Annotated in this window: 14 protein-coding genes; 11 read left to right on the forward strand and 3 right to left on the reverse strand. The window is 41.7% G+C overall.

Going from position 1 to position 15,349, the window contains the following annotated elements; translation table 11 throughout:
- Positions 1 to 996 precede the first annotated feature (996 nt).
- Positions 997 to 1,995 (forward strand): glutaminase, encoded by a 999-nt coding sequence (locus ACZ42C_RS19175; RefSeq protein WP_461183337.1) that lies wholly within the window; start codon positions 997 to 999, stop codon positions 1,993 to 1,995.
- A 25-nt stretch (positions 1,996 to 2,020) separates the two neighbouring features.
- On the forward strand, positions 2,021 to 2,689 hold the full coding sequence (locus ACZ42C_RS19180; protein ID WP_461183338.1) for an SOS response-associated peptidase: 669 nt from the start codon (positions 2,021 to 2,023) through the stop codon (positions 2,687 to 2,689).
- Positions 2,690 to 2,748: 59 nt separating this feature from the next.
- On the opposite strand, the gene ACZ42C_RS19185 is transcribed toward ACZ42C_RS19180, so the two are convergent.
- Positions 2,749 to 4,113, reverse strand: coding sequence for an alanine/glycine:cation symporter family protein (locus ACZ42C_RS19185; protein ID WP_461183339.1), 1,365 nt, complete (start codon positions 4,111 to 4,113; stop codon positions 2,749 to 2,751).
- 212 nt (positions 4,114 to 4,325) lie between these two features.
- On the opposite strand from ACZ42C_RS19185, the gene ACZ42C_RS19190 reads away from it, so the two are divergent.
- The 5 genes from ACZ42C_RS19190 to ACZ42C_RS19210 all read left to right on the forward strand — a co-directional run bounded on the left by ACZ42C_RS19190 (position 4,326) and on the right by ACZ42C_RS19210 (position 8,138).
- Positions 4,326 to 4,799: a low molecular weight protein-tyrosine-phosphatase gene (locus ACZ42C_RS19190; protein WP_461183340.1), complete on the forward strand. Its 474-nt coding sequence runs from the start codon at positions 4,326 to 4,328 to the stop codon at positions 4,797 to 4,799.
- 14 nt (positions 4,800 to 4,813) lie between these two features.
- Positions 4,814 to 5,110 carry a YtxH domain-containing protein gene (locus tag ACZ42C_RS19195; RefSeq protein WP_461183341.1) on the forward strand — a complete coding sequence of 99 codons (297 nt, stop codon included), beginning with the start codon at positions 4,814 to 4,816 and terminating at the stop codon, positions 5,108 to 5,110.
- A 59-nt stretch (positions 5,111 to 5,169) separates the two neighbouring features.
- Positions 5,170 to 5,997 carry a YihY/virulence factor BrkB family protein gene (locus ACZ42C_RS19200; protein WP_461183342.1) on the forward strand — a complete coding sequence of 276 codons (828 nt, stop codon included), beginning with the start codon at positions 5,170 to 5,172 and terminating at the stop codon, positions 5,995 to 5,997.
- A gap of 408 nt (positions 5,998 to 6,405) precedes the next feature.
- Positions 6,406 to 7,284, forward strand: coding sequence for a transporter substrate-binding domain-containing protein (locus ACZ42C_RS19205; RefSeq protein WP_461183343.1), 879 nt, complete (start codon positions 6,406 to 6,408; stop codon positions 7,282 to 7,284).
- Between the two features lie 164 nt (positions 7,285 to 7,448).
- Positions 7,449 to 8,138, forward strand: a complete 690-nt coding sequence (locus ACZ42C_RS19210; RefSeq protein WP_461183344.1) for an amino acid ABC transporter permease — start codon at positions 7,449 to 7,451, stop codon at positions 8,136 to 8,138.
- Between the two features lie 107 nt (positions 8,139 to 8,245).
- Here the strand turns inward: ACZ42C_RS19210 and ACZ42C_RS19215 are convergent, their stop codons facing one another.
- The gene (locus ACZ42C_RS19215) at positions 8,246 to 9,403 is read right to left on the reverse strand and encodes an MFS transporter (RefSeq protein ID WP_461183345.1); all 1,158 of its coding nucleotides are present in this window, start codon (positions 9,401 to 9,403) and stop codon (positions 8,246 to 8,248) included.
- Between the two features lie 202 nt (positions 9,404 to 9,605).
- Between ACZ42C_RS19215 and ACZ42C_RS19220 the strand changes: the two genes are divergently transcribed.
- The 4 genes from ACZ42C_RS19220 (at position 9,606) to ACZ42C_RS19235 (ending at position 14,657) form a co-directional block, all read left to right on the forward strand.
- Positions 9,606 to 9,998: an OsmC family protein gene (locus tag ACZ42C_RS19220; RefSeq protein WP_461183346.1), complete on the forward strand. Its 393-nt coding sequence runs from the start codon at positions 9,606 to 9,608 to the stop codon at positions 9,996 to 9,998.
- A gap of 71 nt (positions 9,999 to 10,069) precedes the next feature.
- On the forward strand, positions 10,070 to 10,882 hold the full coding sequence (locus ACZ42C_RS19225; protein WP_461183347.1) for a YfkD family protein: 813 nt from the start codon (positions 10,070 to 10,072) through the stop codon (positions 10,880 to 10,882).
- A 113-nt stretch (positions 10,883 to 10,995) separates the two neighbouring features.
- The gene (locus ACZ42C_RS19230) at positions 10,996 to 12,408 is read left to right on the forward strand and encodes an IS110 family RNA-guided transposase (RefSeq protein WP_464891251.1); all 1,413 of its coding nucleotides are present in this window, start codon (positions 10,996 to 10,998) and stop codon (positions 12,406 to 12,408) included.
- Positions 12,409 to 13,349: 941 nt separating this feature from the next.
- Positions 13,350 to 14,657 (forward strand): Na+/H+ antiporter family protein, encoded by a 1,308-nt coding sequence (locus tag ACZ42C_RS19235; protein WP_461183075.1) that lies wholly within the window; start codon positions 13,350 to 13,352, stop codon positions 14,655 to 14,657.
- A gap of 24 nt (positions 14,658 to 14,681) precedes the next feature.
- On the opposite strand, the gene ACZ42C_RS19240 is transcribed toward ACZ42C_RS19235, so the two are convergent.
- Positions 14,682 to 15,341, reverse strand: a complete 660-nt coding sequence (locus tag ACZ42C_RS19240; protein WP_461183076.1) for a phosphatase PAP2 family protein — start codon at positions 15,339 to 15,341, stop codon at positions 14,682 to 14,684.
- Between the last annotated feature and the right edge of the window lie 8 nt (positions 15,342 to 15,349).

Raw genomic sequence — 15,349 nt, forward strand, 5'->3', positions numbered from 1 at the left:
TTCTTTCTTCTCGCAGCCGTTTTCCAAGTAAAAGCATCTGGAAATGTCCTCGAGCCCCTCGCTCAAAGCCGCTTTCCAGGTGAAAACATCTGGAAAAGTCCCCGAGAGCTGTTCTCGCAGCCGCTTTCCAAGTGAAAACATCTGGGAATGTCCTCGAGCCCCATTCTCAAAGCCATTTTCCAAGTGAAAACATCTGGGAATGTCCTCGAGCCCCATTCTCAAAGCCATTTTCCAAGTGAAAACATCTGGGAATGTCCTCGAGACCCCCGCTCAAAGCCATTTTCCAAGCAAAAACATCTGTAAATGTCCTCGAGCCCCATTCTCAAAGCCGTTTTCCAAGTGAAAACATCTGTAAATGTCCTCGAGCCCCTCGCTCGCAGCCGTTTTCCAAGTGAAAACATCTGGGAATGTCCTCGAGATCCATTCTCAAAGCCGTTTTCCAAGTGAAAACATCTGGAAAAGTCCTCGAGCCCCATTCTCAAAGCCGTTTTCCAAGCAAAAACATCTGTAAATGTCCTCGAGACCCTCGTTCAAAGCCGTTTTCCAAGTGAAAACATCTGGGAATGTCCTCGAGCCCCATTCTCAAAGCCATTTTCCAAGTGAAAACATCTGGGAATGTCCTCGAGCCCCATTCTCAAAGCCGTTTTCCAAGTGAAAACATCTGGAAATGTCCTCGAGCCCCTCGCTCGCAGCCGTTTTCCAAGTAAAAACATTTGTAAATGTCCCCGAGACCCCCGCTCAAAGCCTATTTCATCTCAAAACCTGTTCAAAAAGTCCCCGTAAAAACACTGCAGAATAAATTCACCATCAGCTTGGTTCGAAACAACACACTTCTTCATTTATATTTAAAAGTAATCTTTTCTTGCATAAGGGAAACAATAGTAAAAGTCAACTTTATTTGGGAATACTTTACTTTATAAATCAAAGCTTTCCGCTATAATGAAGGTTAATGGATTTAACAGGATAAACAGACTGACTATTTGTGAGGTGATCGTATTGGTCCAAGGTGTAGCTAATTGGAATACGGAAACAACGGAAGAATGGCTGCAAAGCTACGTTGATGATTGGGTTTCTTTTTACCGTAAGCATACGCAAGATGGCGATGTTGCCTCTTATATTCCAATATTGGGGGAAGCAAATAAAAACCATTTGGGGATATCCATTCTTGGCAGCGAGGGGTTGTCCATTCGTTCCGGTGATGCAGATATATCGTTTACCATTCAGAGCATTTCGAAGGTATTCAGTTATATTGTTGCCTGTATGACAAGGGGTGTTTCCTATGTGCTGGACAGGGTGGATGTCGAGCCTACCGGGGAAGCATTTAATTCGATTATGCATCTGGAAATGAGGCAGCAGCTGGAAAAACCTTTTAATCCGCTAATCAATGCAGGGGCTATTACAGTAAGTTCCATGCTTGAAGGCAATACATCGGATGAAAAATTAAATCCTTTATTTGATTTGCTTGAACGGATCCTTGGTTACCGGCCTGAAATCAATATTGATGTATATGAGTCAGAACGAGATTCTTCCATGAGGAACCGTGCTATCGGGTATTATCTTCTGGAAACTGGCCTTCTTGAATCGGATTTGAATATAACGCTGGAAACCTACTTCAAGCAATGTTCGATTGAAATGACGATAGATGATCTGGCGAAAATCGGCATCGTGCTGGCAAATGACGGCGAGGATACAATTACCGGCGAGGAAGTTATTCCCCGGCAGGTAGCAAGGCTGGCGAAAGCATTAATGCTGACCTGTGGCATGTATGATGCATCGGGAAAATTTGCTGCATATGTGGGTGTGCCCGCTAAAAGTGGTGTGTCCGGAGGGATCATTGCAGTCAGTCCGCCGAGAGTTCGTGAAGAAAGTCTTCCTTTTAAAAATGGATGTGGTATTGGCGTATACGGTCCTGCACTTGATGATAAAGGGAACAGTATTGCAGGCATCAAACTGCTGCGCCATATTGCGAACCAATGGGATCTAAGTATATTTTAATTAATTACTGTAAGGAGGGAGAATGATGTGCGGCAGATATACACTGCTTGCAGATGAGCTGGATATTATTAAAGCATTTGACTTGGATCAGGAACGGATTGAAAATTACGAGCCAAGTTATAATGTGGCTCCCGGCCAGGAAGTACTTTCCGTGATTCATGATGGAAAAGAAAAGCGGGCGGGGTACTTGAGATGGGGGCTTGTGCCTTCCTGGGCGAATGACGAAAAGATCGGCTATAAAATGATTAATGCGCGCAGTGAAACAGCTCATGAGAAGCCAAGCTTTAAAAAATTAATGGCGAGAAAAAGATGTCTTATTATAGCGGATAGTTTTTATGAATGGCAAAGGATGGAAACCGGTAAACAGCCGAAAAGAATTCAGGTGGAAAACAGGGAGCTGTTTGCATTTGCTGGCCTGTGGGATAAGTGGGTTCAGGATGATAAAACATTGTTCACCTGTACGATCCTAACGAAAGATGCCAATGATTTTATGCAGAATATTCACCACCGAATGCCAATTATATTGCCAAAATCCAAGGAAGAGGAATGGATAGCCAGGAACTTTGAAAACCCGATGGAAGCACATCAATTTTTACAGGGTATTCAAGATGACTCTTTTACAGCTTACGATGTGGATACGTATGTGAATGCTGCAAAAAACAATGATGCAGCTTGCATAAGGCCAATTGCTTAATTAGTCGTGAAAAAGGATTGAACCGGAAATCCGGCTCAATCCTTTTAAATGAAAGCAAGTTAAGCACGCCCTGCTTTTTCTGCCCGGTCCTGTTCTTTCTCTTCTTTGGCCACTTTCATGAACTTTCTTGTCTCGTAAACCACCACGCCGGAGAGTCCAAGCAATCCTATTAAGTTAGGAATTGCCATCAATGCATTAAAGATGTCGGCAATGCCCCAAACAAGTTCAAGCTCGGCGATGGCTCCAAAGAAAACCACAGCAACAAAGAAGATACGGTAGTAAGGAACCAGATTATCATTTTTAAATAAATAACCAAAACATTTTTCCCCGTAATAAGACCAGCTTATTAATGTGGAGAAGGCAAAGAAAGCAATCGCCAATGTAACGATCAGCCCGCCAAAGTCTCCTAGGAAGAAGGAGAAGGATAGGTTTGTCAAGGAACCACCTTCCACACCGCCTCCGTACATATCTGCCATCACAATCGTTACACCGGTAATCGTACAAACAACAAGCGTGTCAATAAATACCTGTGTCATAGAAACGAGTGCCTGACGGCCGGGATAGTCGGTTCTGGCTGCTGCAGCTGCAATCGGCGCGGAACCAAGACCGGCTTCGTTGGAGAATACACCGCGTGCCACCCCGTACCTGATTGCTGTACCGAGTACACCGCCGCCCACTGCCTGTGCAGTAAAGGCATCCGTGAATATTAACCCAAAGGCAGCGGGGACAATATCAATATTCATAATAAGTATAATTAATCCGCCGGTAATATAAAGCAAAGCCATGATCGGGACAAAAAAAGCAGTGACTCTCCCGATACTTTTAATTCCCCCAATGATCACCAAACCGGTTAACACAGTAAGAATAATTCCAGTTGCCATTGCAGGAACATTAAAAGAATCGCTTAAAGCATCCGAGACAGCCTTTGATTGAACGGTATTTCCAATACCGAAGGCAGCAATCGCGCCAAAAATGGCAAACAGTACGGCAAGCCATTTTTGCTTGAGTCCCTTATCCAGATAATACATAGGTCCCCCGGACATTTCACCTTTACTGTTTTCTTCCCTGTACTTTACGGCAAGAATCGCCTCGGCATATTTGGTGGCCATCCCGAAAACCGCGGTCGCCCACATCCAGAATACTGCTCCCGGCCCCCCCAGGATTACAGCGGTAGCGACACCGACAATATTCCCGGTACCAATGGTTGCCGCCATTTGTGTGGATAATGCCTGATAGTGGCTTATGTCCCCCTTGGATTTTTTATCCTGCCTGGCAGGGCTGAAAGCCAGCTTCAGCGCATAAGGCAATGTTTTGATCTGCAGAAATCCAAGGCGAAAGGTTAAGTAAATCCCCGTCCCCACTAAAAGAATCAATGTGAACGGGCCCCAGACAAAGTCGCCTATATTGTCAATAATACCCTGCATCTCTTTTCCCCCTTTTCTCAAATGTTATATTTAATATTCCAAAAATTCATAGCGTTGTCAACCCTTTTTTGTAAATCTTAATAATATTTGCAAGTGCATTATAAATTTTACTTCCGAATTTCCTGTCGATATTCAGTGATTACAGGTAAACCTTTGCGAAATTTGGATATTCATGCTTATAATAAAGGTAAAATTAATTGCAGGTGGGTAATATGATTAAAGTATTGTTTGTCTGTCTCGGGAATATTTGCCGCTCACCGATGGCTGAAGCGGTATTCCGGAATCAAGTGGAAAAGAAAGGGCTTGCTGAAAAAATATCCGTGGACTCGGCCGGCACGGGAAACTATCATGTCGGAAAAGCGCCGCATGAAGGGACAAGAGAGCTGCTGGACAGATATGATATTTCCTATGAAGGGATGCTCGCAAGACAGGTGCATCGGGGAGATTGGTCGGAATTTGATTATATTATTGCCATGGATGACCAAAACATGACAGATTTAAAGCAGCTGAACAAAGAAACTGAAGGCGTGTATATTGCAAAATTAATGGATTTTGTTGATGAGCCCAGTGATACGAATGTACCTGACCCGTACTATACAGGTAATTTTGAATATACGTATGAACTTGTGACGGAAGGGTGCAGCAGACTGCTGGATTTCATCAAGGAAAAGCATACTAGTCTTTAAAGGAGTGGATGACAATGGGTAAAAGAAAATTGATATTAAGTGTTGTCGCAGGAGCAGCTGTAGGAGGAGTAGTGGCTTTATTTGATAAAGAAACAAGGTCGTATACAAAACAAAAATTGGGTACGGTAAAAACAAGCTCTAGTTATTTTCTGAAAAACCCGTCGGAAGCGGTGCATAATGTCCGTGTTGCATTTGATACGTTTAATAAAAACTTTGCCAACGGGGCGGAAAATGCCATCAATGCTTTGGAACAGGTGGAAAACTCTTTGGACAAAATATCCAATAAAAATGAAACGAATCGGATAGAATAGCTAACAACCACGAAAAGCAGAAATAATTTTTTCGTTTTCTGCTTTAAGGAGTGGATCGATTGAAAAGAGTATTACACCTTGGGATGCAGATGTATGAGAGAATAGAAAAGTCGGATGTTTTTGGATTAGCCGCACAATTGGCGTATTTTTTTCTGCTTTCCCTATTTCCGTTTTTATTAGTGTTGGTGACGCTAATTGGATTTTTGCCATTTGACGAATTAACGGTGATAGAGTTCATAAATAGGTATGCTCCAGATGAGATCAGGGATTTAATCGAGACAAATGTACACCAGCTCATACATCAGCAGAGTGGGGGATTATTATCTTTTGGTATAATAGCTACTCTATGGTCGGCATCCAATGGTGTGAACGCCCTTATGCGGGGATTTAACCGGGCATACGAGGTGGAGGAGAACCGATCCTTTATCGTGTCCAGGCTGATTGCGATTGTCCTTACTATCGGTATGATTGTCGTTATTATTACTGCTCTTTTACTTCCGGTATTTGGAAGAATGATCGGCGTATACCTTTTTTCCTTTTTCGGTTTATCGGAAGGGTTTATTACTGTCTGGGAATCCGTCAGGTATATTACATCATCGATCGTATTTTTTGTCGTTTTTCTTGCGTTGTATGTTCTTGCACCGAATAAACGGATTTATTTTAAAAATGCAATATGGGGAGCTATTTTTGCAACTGTTTTCTGGCAGCTTTCATCTCTGGCATTTTCTTTTTACGTCAATACGCTGGGGAATTACTCGGCTACATATGGAAGTCTTGGTACAGTAATTGTACTAATGCTTTGGTTTTATATCTCCGCCATTATCATTATGCTGGGCGGGGTGATCAATGCATTTATAAGGGTAAAACGATCCAATGAATCAGTCTGACTAACTGCTTCGACTTATTTATTAAGCCTAAACAGAATTTAATAAAATTTAAAATACACCTGCCTTTCTTTAAAAGGGGAGGTGTATTTTATGTGTAAACAACCTATTTAGGCTGTTCATTATTCTAGCTGCTCAATTTCTGTTGTCATAACATCCATTAATAACAAGGCCAACTTCATTGTATTAATGCCATTCTGTTTTATTATTTTTTTCATAAAAATGAAAGCGTCAGTACCCTTTGGCAAGTAACCAGGCCGCCATAAAAGCAAAACCATTAGAAAGGTCAATGCTCTTATAATCAATGGGAGTAAAAGGTGGTCAAACATTGGTTGTAAATCTTTTGAATTTAGGACACAAAGTTGTTACAATTTATACTATGATTTTAATATAACAACAGGGGTGGATAAGTTGAAACAGATAAAATTATTTCTTTTCATGGTTGCATTAACTTTGGTTATCTCAGCTTGTGGTGATGCTGGAGGGGGTAATAACAGTGCAAGTGAAGAAACTGTAACAGATAAAAAGTGGGAAGAAATCCAGGAATCCGGAGAATTGGTAGTAGGAACTTCTGGAACATTGCTGGCAGCTTCTTATTACGATGGAGAAGAAGAGAGTGAGGAACAGTTAACAGGCTATGATGTGGAAGTGATGCGGGAGGTAGCCGACCGGCTTGATCTTGATATATCTTTTGAAATCATGGGGATTGACAGTATGCTTCCTGCCGTGAATAGTGGAAGGATTGACGTAGCAGCAAATGATATTGAAGTTACCGACAAACGAAAAGAAGAATTTAATTTCAGTGAGCCATATAAATATTCCTATTCCACGATGGTGGTCAGGGAAGAGGATAACTCAGGCATCGAATCACTGGAAGATCTGGAAGGGAAAAAAGCAGGTGGGGGAGCAACGACGATTTACAGTCAAATTGCAGAGCATTACGGTGCAGAGGTAATTACTTACGGAAATGCACCCAATGAAGCATATTTGCGTGATGTGAATAACGGAAGAACGGATGTAGTGGTAAATGATTATTATTTATCCAAATTCGGTGTAGCTGGATTCCCTGATTTTGATATTCATTTGCATCCCGATTTAAAATTCCATCCAAATGCCCAGGCTGCCATCATGGCAAAAGGGGCGGATGAATTAACAAAACAAGTGAATAGTGCATTGGCAGAAATGCGGGATGATGGTACTTTGACTGAGATTGCCGAAACATTTTATGGGGAAGATGCTTCCCAGGAGTTAGAAGGGGAGTTCATTGAAATTGAAGGATTGGATTTATAAGTTGATATATGCTGGCATGTATAAAAAAGGCTAGGCAGTACTTGGAAATACCTGATTATATTGGTAGTATTACTTTGTCTTTCCTGGATGTGAATCGGGAAGGCGAGGCAGGCTCATTAAATGCATAAGAGCAGGCAAATCTGGATAAAAGGGGCAGGGCAGCAATGGATTTTCAAGGATTTGATTTTGGGGGATTATTTGATGTGAAACTGGCATGGGAAAACCTTCCATTTGTACTCGGCGGGCTGCCTATGACCTTAACAATATCCGTGGCCGGTATGGCAATTGGACTTATCCTAGGTTTAATGCTGGCACTGGCCAGAAGCTCATCGAAAATTACACTGAGGTGGCCTGCACGGTTGTATATTTCCTTTATGCGCGGTACACCCATGCTGGTATTTTTATTCATATTATATTACGGTTTGCCTGTTGTTGGGATAGAGTTTACCGCATGGGTTGCAGCTGCACTCGGTTTTGGCTTGAACAGTGCAGCTTACATAGCAGAAATCGACCGTTCTGCATTAAACAGCGTGGATAAAGGCCAGTGGGAATCTGCAAAAGCACTTAATATCGGTTATTCCCTGACATTAAGGAAAATCATTTTGCCGCAAGCGACAAGGATCGCCATCCCGCCATTGACGAATGTGTTTATGGATATTGTTAAAGCGACATCTTTGGCTGCGGTAATTACCGTACCGGAACTTTTTCAGAAAACCCAGATTGTTGCAGGCAGAGAGTTTGATGCCATGACGATGTATGTACTGGTTGCACTTATCTACTGGCCGATTTGTGTGATCATCTCTTTTATACAGGACAGACTGGAAATCCGCTATAGTAAATATGTGAATAATTAGGGATAAAGAAAAAGGAAGAGGAAAAATCAGCGAAAGGATTTGGGGTGAATTCTTTCGCTGATTTTTTATGCCTGCAAAATTTCATAAGACAGTATGCTGCCGCTCATTTATACTGTGTCAGGTTCCTTTCTGAAAAACAAAGCACCGGCGACAAGTACGAGGATCCCGCTTAATAAATAGAAAAAAGAAACACTCGGGAAGATGTCGACATAAATTCCGCCAATAAAAGGGCCGCTAATGCTCCCGAGGCTAAATGTGATTCCTACCATTAAATTCCCCGCCGGCAGAAGATATTGTGGCAGTAAGTCGGTCATGTAGGCAATACCCAAAGAGAATAATGAACCAACCAGCATGCCGGAGAGGGCAAATAACACAAATAGTGCCAATACAGACCCCTCAAATAAAGCTGCCAGGAAAAAGCAGACTGCACCTGCAGATATGATGGTTAATAGAATCCGCTTACGGCCATAGCGATCACTCATGACACCCAATGGTATTTGTGTTACGAGACTGCCCAAAGCAAAAAATGGAATGATCAAAGCCAACATGTCTACAGAATGCCCGAGCCGCAAGCCGTAAATGGGGAAAATGCTATGTAATGATGCCTCGAGAAATCCATACCCAAAACCGGGAAGCAGTGCAACCCATGCTATTTTTGCTGTTTCCAAAAACCTTTTTAAAGAACTGGATTGTTTCCCTGTCTCGAATTCCTTCTCCGGAATCATGTTTTTTACAAACAGCATAGAGATCCAGACAAGCATGCTTAAAACTGCGGAAACAAGAAACGGCAACGCTTCGTTGATGGATAAAAATCTTGTCATTAATGGACCCAAGGCAAATCCAAGGCCAAAAGATAATCCGTAGTAAGCAATGCTTTTTCCCCGCGTATGTGCGGAAACGGTGGAAGTGATCCAGGTCTGTGTGCCAAAATGAAGCATCTGGTCCCCTATGCCGATCAGCATGCGCAATATAAACCAAAACCATAAGGCTTGCCAAAGGGGGAACAATGCCAGGGAAATAAAAACGAGCATACCACCAATTACAATGATCGGCTTGAAGCCGAATTTTCGCAGCGGCTTTTCCATAAACGGAGAAGCCAAAATAATTCCAATATATAAACCTGTCGCATGAAGGCCGTTTACAGAAGAGGAAACCCCATTTTGTTCAAGTATGATTGCCAGGAGCGGCAACAGCATTCCTTGTGAAAATCCGGAAATGCCGACAAGTGCAATTAGAATCCAGAATCTTGTTTGATTGGAAACCATGATTATTTGGCTCCTCTCGGGAAAGAATGAATAGTAAATATTATTGTCTCTTACCAATCTAACATATTCATCAGGAATTCTCCTTAACCGGACATTTGCAGTAGAGGGCAAGCAGTATAGTAGGTAAAAGAAGAAAAACAAGTTATCCTAGAATTATAAAAGGAAATAGTATTAGTATAAAATTTTATATGGAGGGAACAGTATGAAATTCACATTAAAGGAAAATGGAGTAAGAACAGAATTAGAATATGGACAATTGGATATATCCGGTAATGAGGAATTCGGCTATCGTCCATATCAATTAATGGTTGCCTCGATTGTTGGCTGCAGCAGTTCCGTATTCCTGAAAGTAATGGAAAAACAACGAACGGAAATTGATGACCTGCAAGTGGAAGCAAAGGTAGAGCGAAACCCGGATGAAGCAAACCGGATAGAAAAAATTCATTTACACTTTTTAATAAAAGGAAAGCAATTGGATCAGGACAAACTGTATAAAAACCTGGAAGTCAGCAGAAGGAATTGTTCGATGGTCCGTTCTGTGGAAAACAGTATTGAAATTGAAGAGAGCATAGAAATCCTTCCGTTGTCCATGTAATTTAGCTTCAGGAGTACGTATAAAAATCATTTGTCTGAAAAAACTATGGGAAAAAGAAGGGATTTGGACAAATGAATGCTAGCCGTTATATGACAACCCTCCTATTCTTCATAATATTTGCTTTGATGCTTCCGATTATTACCTTTGGAGAAGAGGAAAAAGCGGAAGAAAAAGAAGGAAAGGGAGACTTTGAGATCCCGAGCCATGTCTTAAGTATTGAAAAAGAAAACACGCATAATAATACAGCGGAAGACCAGGAAGTGGTAGAGCCGAGTGAATTAACGAGGGATCTCATAGAGGAGATGGATATTCCTATAAAAAACCCTGATTTAATAAAAACGCTGAATGAAACGACACTTAATCCTTCGCCTATAGCTATTGGTTATCGTGGAGAAGTTTTCATTGGGAGATGGCCGCTAAATTACAAATCAACGGATACAAGGGTTAATTGGGAGTACCAATCAATTAACAAAAATGAAATTAATAATCTCGGTGGCAACGCAAACCAGGAATTGAACTATACACAGCAGGAGCAAAAGGAAATTCAGGGAGCACTGACGAATAAAATTTCCCGTCCGGAAGAAGTGAAAAAAATGATGCTTTTGCATGCGGAGAAGACCACTCAGTTGCCTCTTTCCTTTAATACCGTGGTTGGCCGCAATACGAAAAAGACACAATCTTATCAGGTTCCGGCTGAAAAATATGGCATACTGGAAGCATTCGCTCCGGCAGTAAGCGAAAAAGGCGAGGTTACCTTTGGTGAAGTGTATATTAAGCTTAAAGGCTCCAATAAATCAATAGAAATTAAAAATGTAACCAAACAAGGAGTAGGCGCATGGATCCCAATCCAAGACCACGTTAGCTTCTCCTATAATGTAAATTGATGGTGCCTAGTATAGTAAATAGTTCATAAATGAAGAAAGACCATCATTTTCAATGTAAAATAGAAGTACCTATCACAGAACTTCCAATTACTAATCACTCAAAGGAGATGAAAATGATGGTCCATACATTATTGAACCATATTCAAGGTAAGAATGGAAGTCGATGGGCAGAATTTATTCGAAAAACAGGAGGAGAAAAGATATTAATCGTAGCGGTGGATGCAGCGAAGTATACGCATAAGGCCACAATCTGTACATTTTATGGAGATATTCTGGTAAAACCATTTGAGTTTGATGCATCCGGGACTGGATTTGAGAAGGTAAGGAATTTGGTTGAGAGTGAAAAGAAAAAACATAAAATGAAAGAGGTTGTTATTGGCATTGAAACAACGGGGCATTATTATGAGGATCTGGTGAGGCGCAGTTATAAAGAGGGTTATATGGTTCGGGTTATAAATGCAGCGACCACAGCACAAGTACGGGAGATGCTTTTAAATTCATCCAAGACAGACAACCTGGATTTAATGGCGATTGTACAAGCGATAATATACGGTCATGGCACAACGCATGAATTAAGCTCGGATACGATGAATAACCTGCAAAAGCTAACTCGTGCAAGACGTGAGTTAGTGGCAGAGCGTTCATCTGTACAAAATCAAATACGTGTCCATTTAGACCATATATTCCGCGAATTTCAAGGGAAAAGTGTATGGGAAAACGGCAAGCGAGAACAGAAAAAGCCCTTTTCCGATTTATTTGGGAAGTCGTCGGTTTACATCATGAGAAATTGCCCACATCCAAGCGATATCGTGGAACTTGGAGTGAAAGGCTTACGTGCTCTTTCGGTACGTGAAAATCTAAAACTGCGAGATGATACGATTCAATGCTTGCTTGATTTTGCCAATCAATCCATTTCACAGCCAAAGGAATGTGTCCAGGCGGATCAATTCCTGCTTAATCAGCGTCTGGATCAACTGGAATTATTAAATAAACAGATTAAAAAGCTGGAAAGAGAGATTGAGGATTTATTTGTACAGACAGAGGGGGCGGTCCTTCTTAGCGTGCCGGGTATTGGAGTCGTTACTGGAGCTGAATTATACGCGGAAATGGAGGATATTTCTGATTTCGATCATGCGGGACAATTAATAAAAATGGCAGGGACAAACCCAGTCGTGAAGCAGTCAGGGGATAGGAGACCTTCTTACTACGCTGTTTCCAAACAGGGGAGGAAGCCTTTCCGAAATGTTGTTTATCAGGCCGGCCGGTCTTTAGCCAGTAATAACCCGGAAATGAAACAGAAATATAAAGAGCTCATTGAACGCGGAAAAGTCGCTCCACAGGCTTACATTGCTTTGGGAAACCGGATGATTCGATTAGCCTTTTCCATGATTAAGCATCAGACGTTATACCGTACAAATCATAAAGATTATACTTTACTCAATCAAATAAGCAAAAAGCTGCACAGCGCTAATACAAAGCTGTTTTTCGAAAAATTTGCCGCAACGATAGACTATCAGTCTGCCTAACTGGAAATTAAGTAATTATAGACAGTGAGCCAGTTATGACAAAAGTGATCCATTCACTGGAAAATAGCACTATCTTAACCACAGCTTTAGCTGCTTGCCCTTGACCGCCGTGCCACTTCTTAGTGATCGCTGGAAGGGGGCGGGGCCCCGCCAGCGGAACTTAGAAGTGAATGTCCGTGGTACGCTGCTGATGCGGATGGAGCCCTAAAGGCTGTTTTTCTACCATCCGCCATCAAAACCACTACCACGGACACAAACAAGGTCAAGGATGGTGGGATACATGGCATGAATGATATTATTTGATGTTTTTATTCACTAAGTAGAACACGAAGCATGAACTGATTAAAGCCATTTGTTTTTATAAGCTATAGGAAGTGAAAATGGAGCTCCTCTAGGACGTTAGATTACATTGAACAACGTGCCTGAGGCTCCAGACCTCGTGTGACAGCGTTATGGATCTTGTCCTGCAAGTACGAATAATACGTGAAAATCTAAGTTTATATCACTAGGTTGTATCCTCTGCAGGATAAAAAAGCAAGATCCCTTTTACGTTCTAGAGGGGCTCTATTATAAAGTTCTGTGATGGATGAGTCTTTTCAGAAAACAAAGAAAATGAAGGGCTTTAGTTAAACTTACCCTTTTTTCGGTAAAATTACCTATTGACTTATTTACCATTATACGCTGTCACTCCCCAGTTTTTGTCGAATGGTGTCGACGGGGGGAGTTCCTGGGAGTGCGCTAAATGCTCGTCCTACCGAAACTGTCAATTCCCAAGCTTTGTCGAATAATATAAACCTAAAGAAATCCTGTAGCTCGCATGCAGGATTTTTCTTATGCATAAATATAAAAAACAGGGGTTGATTTTTGTGCTTTAATACTTTATCATAATAAAGTATTAATGAAATCATAATATAGGTTTAGTTTGTTGGGGGGAAGAGAAAATGGAATGGGTTGTCGTCGTATCTGTATTAGTGATGACTGTACTCAGTTTATTACGTGTCAATGTCGTTATAGCTATCATTATTGCTGCATTAACTGCAGGGGTGATGTCAGGACTTACTGTCATTGATTCCATTGAAATGCTCGTAGCGGGAATGAGCGGAGGGGCCAATACAGCTTTAAGCTATATTCTGCTTGGTGCATTTGCTGTAGCTATTAGCTATACCGGAATCACCGGTATACTTGTAAGAAACCTGATCCGTATCCTGACAGGGAAAAAGGTGATGATGGTACTGGTTATTGCGGCTGTTGCTTCATTATCACAAAACCTCGTTCCGGTGCATATCGCATTTATTCCTATTTTAATACCGCCATTATTAAAAGTATTTGATCAAATGCGCGTAGACCGCCGCGCTGTTGCTACCGCATTGACTTTCGGGTTGAAAGCTCCATATGTAATGATTCCAGCGGGCTTCGGCTTAATTTTCCACGGGATCATTGTTGAAGGAATGGAAGAAAACGGAATGTCCATTTCAGTGGGAGAATCAGCCATGGCCATGTTGATTCCGGGACTTGGAATGGTAGTTGGCTTACTGATAGCTGTGTTTATTACGTACAGAAAAGACAGGGATGCGCTAGAAGGTGCGGGAGGCACGGAATCCACCATCAGCACCGATGAAAAAGAAGTGAACTTCGGCCGTAAACATGTCTTCACTTTAATTGCGATCGTAGCTGCACTGGTGGTACAAATTATTACAGATAATCTGGTTGCCGGGGCGTTAACCGGATTAATTCTTATGTTTGCCTTGGTGGCAGTGCCGTTTAAGGATGGAGAAAAGATCATGTCAGAAGGGATTGCCATGATGGGAACCATCGCGTTTGTCATGTTTGTGGCATCCGGTTTCGGCAACATTCTAACAGAAACAGGAGCGGTCAGTGCATTGGTGGAAGTATCGTCCGGATTCCTGGGAGATAATCAGCCAATCATTGCAATGATTTTACTATTGGTTGGCCTGGTGGTCACCTTGGGTATCGGATCCTCCTTTGGTACGATTCCGATTCTGGCAGCATTATATGTGCCCCTCTGTATGGCAGCAGGTTTTTCCCCGATGGCAACAGCAGCGCTCATCGGAACAGCGGGTGCACTTGGAGATGCCGGTTCACCTGCATCGGACAGCACGCTCGGACCAACTGCAGGGTTGAATGCAGATGGGAAGCACCACCACATATGGGATACAGTTGTGCCGACATTTATCCATTTCAATATACCATTGATAATTTTCGGCTGGGCTGCTGCGGTTATATTGTAATAAAAAAATCACTTTCTCCAAATGTTATTTGGGAGAAAGTGATTTTTTGCTGATGTATTGAAAGAAAATGTAGCACAGTAAAAACCAGACAATGGAAATCAGCGCGGCTGCAAATATATCCGTGAAATAATGTGCCCCTGTAATCACTCTGCTTAAAGAAATGAGAACGGGGATGATTATAAATAGCACAGTACAAAAGATCCTCCATTGCTTTTTGCCTATATAAGTTAAACTAAGAAAAATAAGGAAGGAAAATAAGATGATTACCCGCATTGTATGACCACTTGGAAAACTATAGGAGTGGATTTCCAGTGAATAACCAAAAACCTCAAGCAACGTTGTTTCTCCTGGTCTTTCCCGTTGAAATACTAATTTTAAAAGAAAATTGAGAGCTATTCCACCGAAAACGGCGGTAAGCAGAAATACTAACTGCATCCAGCCTTTCTTTGTGAAAAGAAGTAAACCAATGAACAAAGTGAGCAGAATGATTACTTCACCTGAGCCAATAATCGCCAAGGCGTCCAGCATCCTGTAAATAAATCCCGAATCATCCATATTTAATAAAGCATACATACTTTCGTCAATGGTGTGCAGACGATTATGACTGGAAAGTACAGAAATAACAATAAATAAGCAAAAGCAAAAAATCATGATAGTAAGTAACTTTTTTGTTGCCCTGTTCATATGTAACC

The organism is Virgibacillus kimchii, assembly GCF_055379185.1.

Bases quoted from the DNA above. Each gene is read 5' to 3' on its own strand.
- ACZ42C_RS19240 (WP_461183076.1), bottom strand. From the start codon at position 15,341: ATGAACAGGGCAACAAAAAAGTTACTTACTATCATGATTTTTTGCTTT.
- ACZ42C_RS19220 (WP_461183346.1), top strand. From the start codon at position 9,606: ATGAAATTCACATTAAAGGAAAATGGAGTAAGAACAGAATTAGAATAT.
- ACZ42C_RS19185 (WP_461183339.1), bottom strand. From the start codon at position 4,113: ATGCAGGGTATTATTGACAATATAGGCGACTTTGTCTGGGGCCCGTTC.
- ACZ42C_RS19225 (WP_461183347.1), top strand. From the start codon at position 10,070: ATGAATGCTAGCCGTTATATGACAACCCTCCTATTCTTCATAATATTT.
- ACZ42C_RS19210 (WP_461183344.1), top strand. From the start codon at position 7,449: ATGGATTTTCAAGGATTTGATTTTGGGGGATTATTTGATGTGAAACTG.
- ACZ42C_RS19230 (WP_464891251.1), top strand. From the start codon at position 10,996: ATGATGGTCCATACATTATTGAACCATATTCAAGGTAAGAATGGAAGT.
- ACZ42C_RS19190 (WP_461183340.1), top strand. From the start codon at position 4,326: ATGATTAAAGTATTGTTTGTCTGTCTCGGGAATATTTGCCGCTCACCG.
- ACZ42C_RS19215 (WP_461183345.1), bottom strand. From the start codon at position 9,403: ATGGTTTCCAATCAAACAAGATTCTGGATTCTAATTGCACTTGTCGGC.
- ACZ42C_RS19235 (WP_461183075.1), top strand. From the start codon at position 13,350: ATGGAATGGGTTGTCGTCGTATCTGTATTAGTGATGACTGTACTCAGT.
- ACZ42C_RS19195 (WP_461183341.1), top strand. From the start codon at position 4,814: ATGGGTAAAAGAAAATTGATATTAAGTGTTGTCGCAGGAGCAGCTGTA.
- ACZ42C_RS19180 (WP_461183338.1), top strand. From the start codon at position 2,021: ATGTGCGGCAGATATACACTGCTTGCAGATGAGCTGGATATTATTAAA.